Raw genomic sequence first — 12,810 nt, forward strand, 5'->3', positions numbered from 1 at the left:
GAGTTGCGTATGGCTCATTATTTTCGACAGGCAATAGAAGAGACATTGCCCTGGCTTTCCTCTTTCGGCGCCGACCCGACCGGGGGCATAACCCGCCTGCTCTATTCGCCAGAATGGCTGCAGGCGCAGCAGGCATTCAAGCAAAGAATGAGCGAAAGCGGACTGGAAACGCGCTTTGATGAAGTGGGCAACCTCTATGGTCGCCTGCCCGGCACGCGCTTTCCCGATGAGGTTATCCTCAGCGGTTCGCATATTGATAGCGTCGTTAACGGCGGCAATCTTGACGGCCAGTTCGGCGCGCTGGCGGCCTGGCTGGCGGTTCGCTGGCTAAAAGAGACCTACGGGGCGCCGCTGCGCACCGTGGAGGTGCTGGCGTTAGCGGAAGAAGAAGGTAGCCGCTTCCCTTACGTCTTCTGGGGCAGCAAAAATATCGTCGGCATCGCTAATCCAGCGGACGTACGCGAAATTAAAGACGCTAAAGGCGTGGCGTTTATCGATGCCATGAAGCAGTGCGGTTTCAGCCTACCCGGCGCTCCGCTGGCGCCGCGCCGGGATATTAAAGCCTTCGTAGAGCTGCATATTGAGCAGGGTCGCGTGCTGGAAACCAACAAGCAGTCTATCGGCGTGGTCAACGCCATAGTCGGACAGCGTCGCTACACCATCACCCTCACCGGCGAGTCTAACCATGCCGGCACGACGCCAATGGGCTACCGTCGCGACACCGTCCACGCCTTTAGCCGTATCTGCTGCGAATCTATCGCCAAAGCGAAAGCCCACGGTGACCCGCTGGTGCTCACCTTCGGTAAAGTCGACCCGCAGCCGAATACCGTCAACGTGGTGCCGGGCAAAACCGTCTTCACTATGGACTGCCGCCATACCGATGCTCTGGAGTTAACGGCATTTACTGAGGTCATTGAGGCCGATATGCGGCGGATCTGTCAGGAGATGGATATCGGCATTGAGATCGACCTGTGGATGGATGAGGCTCCGGTTCCCATGGATAAGAAGCTGGTGGCCCAGCTCACCGCGCTTTGTGAAAAAGAGAAGGTGAATTTCCGCGTGATGCACAGCGGCGCGGGACACGACGCGCAGATATTCGCTCCCTGCTTCCCGACCTGCATGATCTTTATGCCGAGCATCAAAGGCATCAGCCATAACCCGGCGGAAAGCACGCATATCGAGGATCTGGCGGAAGGCGTAAAAACGCTCGCCTTAATGTTGCATCAACTGGCCTGGACTGAATAAGGAAACGATCATGGGTTATTTAAATAATGTGCTTGGCTATCGCGATGATTTACTGGCCAGCCGTTCCATCGTGCGCCACGGCAATTACGCGCTGCTGACGCCGGACGGTCTGGTCAAGAACGTTATTCCGGGTTTTGAACATTGCGATGTGACTATTTTGTCAACGCCGAAATTAGGCGCCACCTTTGTTGATTATCTGGTCACGCTGCATGAAAACGGCGGTCATCAAAGCGGTTTTGGCGGCGAAGGCATCGAGACCTTCCTGTATGTGATTAAGGGAGAAATCATCGCCGGGGCTCAGGGTAAATCCTTCGCGCTGACCGAAGGCGGTTATCTTTACTGCCCGCCGGGTGAGCGGATGACTTTCAGTAATAACCATTCAGCCGATAGCCAGCTCTTCCTCTATAAGCGCCGCTATATTCCGACAGAGGGCCATGCGCCTTATCTGGTCACCGGCAACGTCAGCCAGCTGGAGCGTATTCATTATGAAGGAATGGAAGACGTTATTCTGATCGATTTCCTGCCAAAAGAGCTGGGCTTCGATATGAATATGCATATTCTCTCTTTCGCACCGGGGGCCAGCCACGGCTACATTGAAACCCACGTCCAGGAGCATGGCGCCTATATTCTCTCCGGCCAGGGAGTGTATAACCTCGACAACAGCTGGGTTCCGGTCAAGCAAGGCGATTATATCTTTATGGGCGCTTACTCCCTGCAGGCGGGATACGGCGTCGGACGGGAAACGTTCAGCTACATCTATTCAAAAGACTGCAACCGCGACGTTGAGATCTGATGGCTGACAAGCTGCAAACCTTACTATTGCCCGCTGGCGCGGGCCTACGGATTCAGTACAACTTTTTGCTATCGTCAATTTCGTAGGCCGGGTAAGGCGCCAGCCGCTAAAACGCGGGCGCAGTGTTCAAAACAGGTTGGTTATCAAACGCCCAGAATTCACTTTTTTGTTTAGCTATGTTGGATTTTGCCACGGTGTGAACCGTGGCATTTTTTATTCAGGCAGGCAGCGTCTGGCCAAGCTTGATGGCGCAGGCGATATTGCGCGCGCAGGCGTAAAGATTCTGCTCGCCGCGATCCAGCACCTCGGCCAGCGGCGCCAGCGCGGGAAGAATGCTAAAGACCGCATCAATACCATGCTGATGCACCGCTTCGACGCCGTCACCCAGCACGCCGGCGATGCCGATAACCGGAATGCCGTGCTTTTTGGCGATCCGCGCCACGCCAACCGGCGCTTTGCCGCCGACGGTTTGCGAATCCATACGCCCTTCGCCGGTGATCACCAGGTCCGCATCGCGCAGCGCCTCCTCCAGATGAACCGCCTCCAGCACAATATCGATGCCCGATTTCAGCGTGGCGTTAAGGAATACGCGAGCCGCCGCGCCCATCCCGCCGGCCGCGCCGCCGCCGACCATCGCCGTCACATCCTGACCGGTTGCCGCCAGCAGCACCTGAGCGTAATTTTCTAAACCGCGCTCCAGAACGGCGACCATGCCTGCGCAGGCCCCTTTTTGCGGGCCAAAGACCGCCGCCGCGCCGCGTTCGCCGAGTAGCGGATTATCCACATCGCAGGCTACGTCAATCCGGCACTCGCGAAGTCGCGGGTCGAGATCGCGTAAATCAACGTTGACCAGCCGCTCTAACGCTCCGCCGCCGAGGCCGACGCTCTCGCCGCGTTCATCAACAAAGCGTGCTCCCAGCGCCTGAGCCATCCCCATTCCGCCGTCCACCGTGGCGCTGCCGCCAATACCGAGAATTATGTGACGGACGCCGGCGTCCAGCGCATGGCGAATCAGCTCACCGGTGCCGTAGCTGGTGGCCTGCAGGGGGTTGCGTTCGTCGGGGGGAACCAGCATGAGTCCGCTGGCCGCCGCCATCTCAATAAACGCGGTGTGTCCGTCGCCGCTCAGGCCATAGAAAGCGCCGACAAAATCGCCCATCGGCCCCATGACCGGCAGCATCACCATTTTACCCTCGGTGGCCTCAACCATTGCCTCCACCGTCCCCTCGCCGCCGTCGGCGATCGGCAGACAGATGCACTCCGCCTGCGGGAAAATAGAGGTAAAGCCCGCCTTAATCGCCTGGGCGCAGCGGCTGGCGCTTACGCTTTCTTTGAAAGAGTCCGGTGCAATAATTATTTTCATGGTTCATCCTTTTTAATGTCATTACTTAATACGATCCCAGGGAATGAGATTTTCCATCACCACCGCCAGCAGCACGCCGATTAATAAGCCGTTGCCTAATAGCGGTCGAATTGTCAGGGGCAGCGTCTGGAGATAGACCGGCGGCAGGCCCATTAAAAAGATGCCGATAAATAACGGCAGCGCCAGCCGGTAGATATTTCGTGCGGTGAAGGTGATTTGTTTACTGAAAGATAAGCTGGAATATAACAACGGAAGATAGGAGACCAGCATGACCGCGCTGCTAATCGGCAAAGGCAGCGTGGTAAAAAAGTGGGTCAGCGGCGTAAATAGTCCCACCAGCAGACAGCACAGGCAGCCGATAATAAATGGCTGGCGCGAAGTCTCTCCAGTTTGGGTTAATAAACCTATCGATGAAACAAAAGGCGAAAACGGCACCACGCTGAGCGGAACCGTTATTAAGGTCATCAGGCCGGAGATAATAAAGCTTCGTCGGTAGCGGGTATTGCTGGCGCCCTGCTGGGGATAAAAAACGTCGCTACCGCGAATTGCGCCGTAGGTATTCGTAATATTCACCAGCCCCGCCAGCAGCGCCGTCAAAATAATGCCGGGGCGTAACTCCCCGCCGTAGCCAAGTGGAAACCACTGCCAGTGAATCGGCCCGGATGCCATCGTGGCGGGCGGAGTGCGAAACAGCAGGTACCAGCCAGCCCAGCCTACGAGGGTGCCAAACAGCAGGGCATAGCGAGCAATGCCGTCCGCAAGAAAAATGATCATCCCCAGCACCAACAGCATCACCGCCAGCGCCAGGCTAAACGGCGCCAGCTGAACGCCCACGTTAGCCTGGGTCGAACTGAAAGGCAGCCCGAGCATGCCTTTAAAAAAGATCGTGGTGAGCTGCGCGCCGAGCAGCAGCATAAAAAAGACCATGACCGTCGGGCTGAAGAGCTTCGCCAGACGGTGACCGATGCCGCTCACGCCGATGATGATGGTGAATATCGCCGACAGAGAGATGCCAACCGCCAGGCTTGACGCAATGCTGGCAAATGGAGTGCCGCGCGCGGCTTCACCGACGGTGACGGTCAGGATAGTGCTCCACCATAGTCCCGTAGGCCCTTCCATAATCGCCCGACGATGGCCCAGCAGCGCCTGCGCCAGGCAGGCCAGCCCGGTGGTGATAAAACCGTACTGAGTCAGCGTAATCAGCGCGCTGGCGGGCAGCTGAAAAGCAGACTGTAACGTCGGCGGTACCACGACGGTGTTGCAGAAAATAAAGAAGAACCATTGAAATCCCGCCAGGGTGTTTCGTTTATTGAGCGGAAATACCACCATGATTGAATCCTGAAAAAGCGCCTGCCGTTAAACAGGCGCTGAGCATGGAATGGGGCAAGTGATTCCCCGGGTCGCTGCTTGCGCCTTATCCGGGCGACAAATCGGCTCGTAGACCGGAGAAGGCGTTTACGCCGCAAGCCGGGAATTCACCGGATCCCCGTTACTGCTGATGCTTAAGGATAAATTTCCCCTTCGGCGCGTGCGAGAAGCCCTGCTCGATGTCATAGATCACATCGCCGCGCAGGAGGGTTCTGGCGATCCGCGCGCCAATCGTACGGCCGACGTAAGGGCTGACTTTATGGCGATATTCAAGGTCTTCCGCCTGCAGAACGTAGCTGCTGTTCGGCTGAATAAACACCAGGTCAGCGTCTTTGCCCGGCGCGATGCGACCCTTATGCTTCAGGCCGAAAATATCCGCGGCGTTGGTCGCCATCAGGCGAGCAAACTGCGGCAAAGGCATACCGCGCTTCTGCACCGCTTCATCGAACATGACGTCCATACAGTTTTGCAGACCGGCAATCCCGCCCCAGGCCTGCATGATATTGCCCGCCTTCATTTCCGGCGGGCACGGAGAGTGGTCGGACACCAGGCAGTCGATCTCACCGTTGAATAGCTTTTCCCACAGCCCTTTCTGATTTTCCGCGTCGCGGATCGGCGGAGAGCATTTCGCCAGGGTGCCAATCTTTTCAAACTGTTCGGTATCCAGTACAAAGTAGTGCGGGCAGGATTCGCAGGTGACATCCTGACCTTCCTGACGGGCGCGCGTCACTTCGGCGACCCCTTCCGGGCTGCTGACGTGGCACACGTGCAGGCGGCAACCGGCGACCTTCGCCAGATACAGAACGCGGCGGATCGCCTCAACTTCGGTGAATACCGGACGGGAGGCGACGTAATCATGGGCGGTCACGCGCCCTTCTCTTTTCGCCTCTTCGCCCAGCTCATCGCAGATCAGCGCGTTTTCGCAGTGCACCAGTACCGTCTGCTTCATCTCGGCCAGCTTTTGTACGCCTTTGAAGAACTGCCAGTCGTTAACGTCGCGGAAGTCATTGTCAATCCCGCGATCGCCGCAGGTTGCGACGAAGCATTTGAACCCCACCACGCCCACTTCATCCAGCTCGTGCAGCCGGTCAAGGTTATAGGAGACCAGGCCGCCAAGCTGCGCGGCATCGATGGTCAACTTGCCTTTCGCGGCGTCGAATTTCAGCTCAATGGTCTCTCGATCGACGGTGGCCGGCAGCTGGTTCAGCGGCATTTCGATCATCGTAGTGATGCCCCCTTTTGCCGCCGCGCGGGTACCCGTTTCGTATCCTTCCCAGTGGGTACGACCCGGCTCAGAGATGTGCGTATGCGCATCGACCATCCCCGGCGAAACGATCAACCCCGTGGCATCCATGATCTGCTTCGCGTCCCCCAGGTTTTCACCGATAGCGGCAATTTTGCCGTCAGCAACCGCGATATCGACCACCCGGGATTCGTTTTCCAGAATGACGGTGCCGTTTTTAATGATTAAATCAAAAGACATATAAAACTCCTTGTATGTGTACAGACGATTAAGCCGCCATACTTCTGTTTGCAGCCACGTACACCGCAATACCAATGGCTTTGGCTCTTGAAGCTTCATCCATGAAATAAACTTTCCTGGTTGTAATAAAATCAATTCACAGCATTGGGGCGCGCCAGGTTATTCGGCTGGGCCCGTTTTTTCAGCAAGGCGTAGGCGGCAAAAGCGACAATAACACCAACAAACCACGACACGCGGGAGAACGGTTCGAGCAGCGGGATAAATTTTCCGCCGAGCGATAAAATAACCGCCACAATCGTTACCAGGAATGCGGTAACGTTAAATCCATTATCGAAATATTTATAATCTCCAGGCGCGGTGTAAAGTTCATCAAGATTAATTTGCCCACGCATGACGATAAAATAGTGCGCCATCATTACGCCAATAACCGGACCCAGCATGCCGCCGATAATATCGAGAAAAAGATAAATACTGTCCTGATTTTCCATTAATTTCCAGGGGCAGATCAGCAGGCTAATAATACTGGCAATCAGCACGCCGTTTTTATAGGTCAGTTTCGTGGGAGCAATCGCCGCAATTTGATAGCCCGCAGGAATAATATTACCGGTGGCGTTGGTGGAGATCGTGGTCATTAATATCACCAGCACCGCAAAGAACGAGGCAAACAGGCTGTCCCATTTCTGCACAATATCCAGTACGTTCCAGGTATCCATACCGTAATGGATACTGGCGCCGGCGATAATGCACACTCCGGCCACCGCGAACAGAATATAGGCCACCACTAAGCCAAGGGTTTGCCCAACGGCCTGCTCGCGAAACGAACGCGCGTTCTGGGTAAAGTCCGAGGCACTCACCGCCGGCGCGGCCCAGACGGCAACGACCGCATTGATAACGACCAGGAACAGGAAGCCGGTATGCTCCGCTTTCGCCACCCCGGTCGGCAGATAGTCAAGGATCGGACCGATCCCGACCAGCGAGATAGCCCAGATAGCCATGCCGCCGAAGACAATATAGATGCAGGGATTGAGGATTGCGGTAAATTTATTGAGAACTTTTCCGCCGCCGAAACCAATCGCCACATTAATCAGCCAGAAAACCAGAAAGGCGATCATCCCCGGCAACGACAGTCCCAGCAGCTTAAAATCACCGCCGAGCGTCAGAAACTCGGGCCACAGTTTGCCTAATAAGATCAGGAATGCCAGCGAGCCGGCATAGCATTGCAAACCAAACCACATAATTGCCGCAATGCCGCCTCTGAGCAGGCCGGGTAATAATGCCCCACGCACACCATAAGAAGCTCTTAATATCATTGCGAAGGGGACGCCGTATTTACTTCCGGCAGCACCATTAAATACCATAACCAGGGCAATAATAAAAGCACTCAATATTATCGCCATCATTATACTAAACGTTGATAGCCCGAGAATAAAAAAACCACCAACCATTACATAATTAGGCACGTTGTGTACGGAGCCCATCCATAAGGTAAAATAGTTAAATGTTTTCCAGTTACGCTGCGAGGCTACTTTGGGCAGTAGATCGTCGCTGTAACCCCTGGCTTTGTACAGGTCTTGAGTTTGTTCCATAATTCCCTCTTAATACGCATCGGATTACGTTTGTAGGTTTAGCTATGTGGAACAACAAATTTTAATTATTTATTTTTTATTATACTGGGATTGTCTTTGACTGTATTTTGTTCTTACGCAAGGTAATTAGCGCAAACAGTATCGTTCCGGTAATAACCAACCCGGCAGACATCACAAAACTAATTTCTTTTGAACCGGTCAGGTCGGAAATAAAACCGGTGAGCGTCGGTGCGACCACCGCCGAACTCATGCCAAAGAAATTAAACAAGCTAAAGGCGCGGCCTAATGTTTTCGCTGACGCCTGCTCGGAAACGAACGAGATAAGAATCGGGTCTACGGCCATTTTGCCCAGCAGTCCGTACAGCACCAGGCTAATCATCAGCATGGTGGTATTCGGCGAGAGAACGGTAAACATCAGCATGGCCGCAGCGACAATCTCCAGCCCGAGAATCACTTTGACTTTACTGTCGCGGAACTTATCCGAGAGATGGCTGAAGAACAGCGCGCCCGGCACCCCGACCACCGCCACCAGCGCGGAAGCAAAACCAATGGCGCCGCCGTCAAAGCCGCGTTCGGTCTGAAGATAAGAAGGCAGCCAGGTGACGATCAGGTAGTAGCCGTAGCAGGTGCAGAAATAGAGAAAGTAGACGCTGCACAGCAGCGGCGAAAACAGCGGCGCCGATTTCTCTTCAGCGACCGGAGCGGCAGTCGCTGCGCCAGGCTTATTCTCCGCTACGGCGGGCTCTTTTAGCTTGCGGCGAATCACCAGGGTAAACACGCAGAGCATCACCACCAGGATCGCGGCGACGATAAACAAGACATTTTGCCACGCCATATGCATGCTTTTGACCAGAATGCTTGAGCCAATCAGGCCAATCCCCATGCCGATGGCGGAGCCGCTGTTGATGATGGCGTTCGCCAGCGCCCGGCGTTCCTGCGGCACATTGGCCGAGGAGAGCGAATAGGCGGAGCTAAAAAACGACGCGCAGCCAGCGCCGGCCAGCAGCGAGCCGATATAAATCAGCGTCAGGTTTCCCGCATTAGCAATACTCAACGTACCAATAATAAACAGCGAGAAACCGCACATCAGCATAATTTTTTGTCCCAGCTTATCGACCAGAATGCCGCAGGGGATCTGCATTCCGCAATAGGCCAGAAAATAGAAGCTGGCAATCGCGCCGATTTCAGCATTACTGACGTTACCTAAGGACGCCTGAATTTCCGGATAAATAGGTGTTAATACGGTACGATAAATCCATATTGCCACCCAGCCCAGACTCATGACCACGACTATTTTCTTCCAATAGTCGATACCCGTTTTATTGATAGTATCCATAAATTCACCCGTGAGGTTTAAAAAACGCTGCCGGAACCGGCAGCATTTTCTTATTACGATATTTTATGATTTGCCATTAATTCCAGCGCCTGAACTAAAGACGAGTGGTCTAATTCACTACCACCGTTGGCGGCACAAGTGTTAAATAACTCCTGACAGGTTGCCGTATTCGGTAAATTAAGCGCCAGTGCTTTCGCGCTCTGCAATGCCAGATTAAGATCCTTCTGGTGCAGGGAAATTTTAAAGCCGGGATTAAACGTCCGGTTCAACATTCTTTCGCCATGCACTTCCAGAATACGCGAGGAGGCAAAGCCACCCATCAGCGCCTGACGCACGCGAGCGGGATCGGCTCCGGCTTTAGACGCGAAAACCAGCGCCTCGGACACTGCTTCAATATTCAGCGCGACGATAATCTGATTGGCGACTTTACAGGTCTGACCGTCGCCATTACCGCCTACGAGGGTGATGTTTTTACCCAGAATATCAAACAGCGGTTTCACGCGGGCAAAGACGTTTTCATCGCCGCCGACCATAATTGAGAGCGTGCCTTCACGCGCGCCGATTTCGCCGCCGGATACCGGAGCATCCAGATAATCCGCGCCCAGGTCGCGCACCTGCTGCGCAAACCGCTTGGTTTCAATCGGCGAGATAGAGCTCATATCCACGATGGTTTTCCCCTTCAGCGCCGCTTTGGCGCAGCCGCGCTCGCCAAACAGAACGTCGGCAACCTGTGGGGTATCCGGAACCATGATGAAAATAATCTCCGACTGCGCCGCAACCTGCTCGGCGGTAGCCAGCTGCTGCGCGCCTTGCTTGAGCAGGTCGTCAGCAACCGGGCCGATGGTAGTAACGTGCAGAGCGTGGCCTGCCCTGGCAAGTCGGAGCGCCATCGGGGTGCCCATAATACCCAGACCAATAAATCCCAGTTTCATAAGTTTCCTCTCAGAATTTCTGTTTCAATTTACCCGGGCAATAGTTATCCCTTCCTGTTGTCAGGAAATAAAACCCCTGCGTCTGGAATAATAAATACTGCCCAAAGATAAATTAAAAATTAGCGGTAGTGATTAAACCATGTCAAACCCGCTTCGGTGGTGGTCAGCGGTTTATATTCGCAGCCCACCCAGCCGTCATAGCTTGATCTATCAATAAATTTAAAAAGATAATCGTAATTAATTTCACCGGTCCCCGGCTCACCGCGATTCGGATTATCAGCAATCTGTAAATGACCAATACGGTTAGCATAAGTTTGCATCGTATGGGTTAACTCCCCCTCCATCCGCTGCATATGGTAAATATCGTACTGAATTTTCAGATTATCGCTGCCGACCTCATCAATAAGCGCCAGCGCCTGATGAGTGGTATTCAGATAAAAGCCCGGCATATCGAAGTAATTAATCGGTTCGATCAGCAGCAGAATACCTTCCTGCGCCAGTGCGGCAGCGGCAAAACGTAAATTCGCCACCAGCGTGGAACGAATATGATCCTCGCGGTAGCCAGGCGGGGTTTTACCCACCAGGCAGTTGATTTTGCGATTGCCCAGCGCTTTGGCATAGCGGATTGCAGCATCCACGCCTTCGCGGAACTCCGCTTCGCGACCGGGAATACAGGCTATGCCGCGCTCTCCCGCCGCCCAGTCGCCGGCGGGTAAGTTATGTAAGGTATGCTCCAGCCGGTTGTCGCTCAGCTTTTGCTTTAATACCTCGGGCGCATAATCATACGGGAACATAAACTCAACGGCGCGAAAACCGCAGGCCGCCGCTTTCTCAAAACGATCCAGAAAATCATATTCCAGAAATAACATCGAAAGGTTGGCTGAAAAGCGCAACATAGGTTCACCTCATTTATTCATATTTCATAAAGCAGGTTTCGGTTGGCGCATCGATGGCGCTATCGGCAACATCTTCAAACTCCATCACGTTATCCAGCTCGCTACCCATGGAGATATTGGTGACCCGCTCAAGGATCACTTCCACAACAACCGGTACGCGATACTCTTTCATCCAGACTTTCGCCTGCGCCAGGGCGGGCGCGATATCCTCCGGCTTGAAGACGCGAATCGCTTTGCAGCCGAGACCCTCGGCAACCTTGACGTGATCGACGCCGTAGCCGTTCACTTCGCTGGAGTTGATGTTTTCGAACGCCAGCTGGACGCAGTAATCCATATCGAACGCGCGCTGCGACTGACGAATCAGGCCCAGATAGGCGTTGTTTACCAGCACGTGGATGTAAGGAATATTGAACTGCGCACCCACCGCCAGCTCTTCAATCAGGAACTGGAAGTCAAAGTCGCCGGAGATGGCCACCACGTTACGCTCCGGATCGGCGGTGCAAACGCCCAGCGCGGCAGGAAGCGTCCAGCCCAGCGGCCCGGCCTGGCCGCAGTTGATCCAGTGGCGATCTTTAAATACGTGCAGCATCTGTGCGGCGGCGATTTGCGACAGCCCGATGGTGGTGACGTAGCACACGTCGCGACCAAAGGCTTTATTCATCTCTTCATAAACGCGCTGCGGTTTGACCGGCACGTTATCGAAGTGGGTTTTACGCAGCAGCGTACGCTTGCGCTCCTGACACTCGGCAACCCAGCGCTCGCGACGCGGCAGGCGGCCCTCTTTTTGCATCTGCTGCGCGATATCTACCAGTTGAGCCAGCGCCGCTTTCGCATCGGACACAATGCCTAAATCCGGGCACAGCACGCGGCCAATCTGCGTCGGTTCGATATCGATGTGGATGATTTTGCGACCTGCGGTGTACTTCTCAACGGAACCGGTATGACGGTTAGCAAAGCGGTTACCGATGCCGAATACCAGGTCGGAGGCCAGCAGCGTGGCGTTACCGTAGCGATGCGCGGTTTGTAGGCCGACCATCCCGGCCATCAATTCGTGGTCATCCGGGATGCAGCCCCACCCCATCAGCGTTGGGATGACCGGAACTTGCGTAATCTCAGCAAATTGCTGCAGCAGCGCTGCGGCATCGGCATTAATCACCCCGCCGCCGGCGACAATCACCGGACGCTCCGCCATCAGCAGCATCGCCAGCGCGCGTTCGATCTGCGGACGAGTCGCCACAGGTTTATAAGCCGGGAGCGGCGCGTACAGCTCGGGGTCAAATTCGATTTCCGCCACCTGAACATCATAAGGCAGGTCGATCAATACCGGTCCCGGTCTGCCGGAACGCATCAGATGGAAAGCCTGCTGCAGCACGCCCGGTACCAGCGCCGCTTCGCGCACGGTAACCGCCATCTTGGTCACGGGCTTAGCAATGGATTCAATATCGACCGCCTGGAAATCTTCTTTATGCAGACGCGCGCGCGGCGCCTGGCCGGTGACGCACAAAATAGGTATCGAGTCCGCGGAGGCAGAATAGAGCGCGGTGATCATATCCGTTCCCGCCGGGCCCGATGTCCCCAGGCATACGCCGATATTACCGGCTGCGGCACGCGTATAGCCTTCGGCCATATGGGACGCGCCTTCCACGTGGCGAGCCAGAATATGGCGGATCCCGCCGTGCTTACGCATGGCGGAATAAAAGGGGTTAATCGCCGCGCCAGGCACGCCGAATGCGGTGGTAATCCCTTCTTTTTCGAGTACATACATTGCCGCGTCGACGGCTCTCATTTTTGCCATTTTTTACTACCTC

Annotated in this window: 10 protein-coding genes; 2 read left to right on the plus strand and 8 right to left on the minus strand. The window is 54.9% G+C overall.

Annotated features, from left to right (window positions below):
• Positions 1-9: 9 nt before the first annotated feature.
• Together allC and allE are read left to right on the plus strand one after the other, a co-directional pair.
• On the plus strand, positions 10-1,245 hold the full coding sequence (allC, locus tag ABLV11_RS00465; protein WP_049128585.1) for an allantoate deiminase: 1,236 nt from the start codon (positions 10-12) through the stop codon (positions 1,243-1,245).
• Between the two features lie 10 nt (positions 1,246-1,255).
• Positions 1,256-2,038 carry a (S)-ureidoglycine aminohydrolase gene (gene allE / locus ABLV11_RS00470; protein ID WP_004111069.1) on the plus strand — a complete coding sequence of 261 codons (783 nt, stop codon included), beginning with the start codon at positions 1,256-1,258 and terminating at the stop codon, positions 2,036-2,038.
• Between the two features lie 217 nt (positions 2,039-2,255).
• Here allE and glxK read toward each other — a convergent pair whose 3' ends face one another.
• The 8 genes from glxK to gcl all read right to left on the minus strand — a co-directional run bounded on the left by glxK (position 2,256) and on the right by gcl (position 12,797).
• Positions 2,256-3,401, minus strand: a complete 1,146-nt coding sequence (gene glxK, locus ABLV11_RS00475) for a glycerate 3-kinase (RefSeq protein ID WP_004099756.1) — start codon at positions 3,399-3,401, stop codon at positions 2,256-2,258.
• A gap of 21 nt (positions 3,402-3,422) precedes the next feature.
• Positions 3,423-4,730 carry a uracil/xanthine transporter gene (locus tag ABLV11_RS00480; protein ID WP_032719607.1) on the minus strand — a complete coding sequence of 436 codons (1,308 nt, stop codon included), beginning with the start codon at positions 4,728-4,730 and terminating at the stop codon, positions 3,423-3,425.
• Between the two features lie 160 nt (positions 4,731-4,890).
• The gene (gene allB, locus ABLV11_RS00485) at positions 4,891-6,252 is read right to left on the minus strand and encodes an allantoinase AllB (RefSeq protein WP_126488660.1); all 1,362 of its coding nucleotides are present in this window, start codon (positions 6,250-6,252) and stop codon (positions 4,891-4,893) included.
• A gap of 131 nt (positions 6,253-6,383) precedes the next feature.
• The gene (locus ABLV11_RS00490; RefSeq protein WP_004099750.1) at positions 6,384-7,838 is read right to left on the minus strand and encodes a putative allantoin permease; all 1,455 of its coding nucleotides are present in this window, start codon (positions 7,836-7,838) and stop codon (positions 6,384-6,386) included.
• 79 nt (positions 7,839-7,917) lie between these two features.
• The gene (locus ABLV11_RS00495; RefSeq protein WP_004099748.1) at positions 7,918-9,174 is read right to left on the minus strand and encodes an MFS transporter; all 1,257 of its coding nucleotides are present in this window, start codon (positions 9,172-9,174) and stop codon (positions 7,918-7,920) included.
• Between the two features lie 53 nt (positions 9,175-9,227).
• Entirely contained in the window at positions 9,228-10,106 is an 879-nt protein-coding gene (glxR, locus tag ABLV11_RS00500; RefSeq protein WP_126488658.1) for a 2-hydroxy-3-oxopropionate reductase, read from the minus strand.
• Positions 10,107-10,225: 119 nt separating this feature from the next.
• Complete coding sequence (gene hyi / locus ABLV11_RS00505; protein ID WP_004099744.1) at positions 10,226-11,002, minus strand: hydroxypyruvate isomerase; 777 nt, start codon at positions 11,000-11,002, stop codon at positions 10,226-10,228.
• A 13-nt stretch (positions 11,003-11,015) separates the two neighbouring features.
• Entirely contained in the window at positions 11,016-12,797 is a 1,782-nt protein-coding gene (gene gcl, locus ABLV11_RS00510) for a glyoxylate carboligase (RefSeq protein ID WP_126488656.1), read from the minus strand.
• Positions 12,798-12,810 lie beyond the last annotated feature (13 nt).

It is taken from the genome of Klebsiella sp. GW_Kp181 (genome assembly GCF_040062315.1).
GTDB classification, from domain to species: Bacteria; Pseudomonadota; Gammaproteobacteria; order Enterobacterales; family Enterobacteriaceae; genus Klebsiella; species Klebsiella oxytoca.

Bases quoted from the DNA above. Each gene is read 5' to 3' on its own strand.
- hyi (WP_004099744.1), bottom strand. From the start codon at position 11,002: ATGTTGCGCTTTTCAGCCAACCTTTCGATGTTATTTCTGGAATATGAT.
- allE (WP_004111069.1), top strand. From the start codon at position 1,256: ATGGGTTATTTAAATAATGTGCTTGGCTATCGCGATGATTTACTGGCC.
- allB (WP_126488660.1), bottom strand. From the start codon at position 6,252: ATGTCTTTTGATTTAATCATTAAAAACGGCACCGTCATTCTGGAAAAC.
- gcl (WP_126488656.1), bottom strand. From the start codon at position 12,797: ATGGCAAAAATGAGAGCCGTCGACGCGGCAATGTATGTACTCGAAAAA.
- glxK (WP_004099756.1), bottom strand. From the start codon at position 3,401: ATGAAAATAATTATTGCACCGGACTCTTTCAAAGAAAGCGTAAGCGCC.
- ABLV11_RS00480 (WP_032719607.1), bottom strand. From the start codon at position 4,730: ATGGTGGTATTTCCGCTCAATAAACGAAACACCCTGGCGGGATTTCAA.
- allC (WP_049128585.1), top strand. From the start codon at position 10: ATGGCTCATTATTTTCGACAGGCAATAGAAGAGACATTGCCCTGGCTT.
- ABLV11_RS00495 (WP_004099748.1), bottom strand. From the start codon at position 9,174: ATGGATACTATCAATAAAACGGGTATCGACTATTGGAAGAAAATAGTC.
- ABLV11_RS00490 (WP_004099750.1), bottom strand. From the start codon at position 7,838: ATGGAACAAACTCAAGACCTGTACAAAGCCAGGGGTTACAGCGACGAT.
- glxR (WP_126488658.1), bottom strand. From the start codon at position 10,106: ATGAAACTGGGATTTATTGGTCTGGGTATTATGGGCACCCCGATGGCG.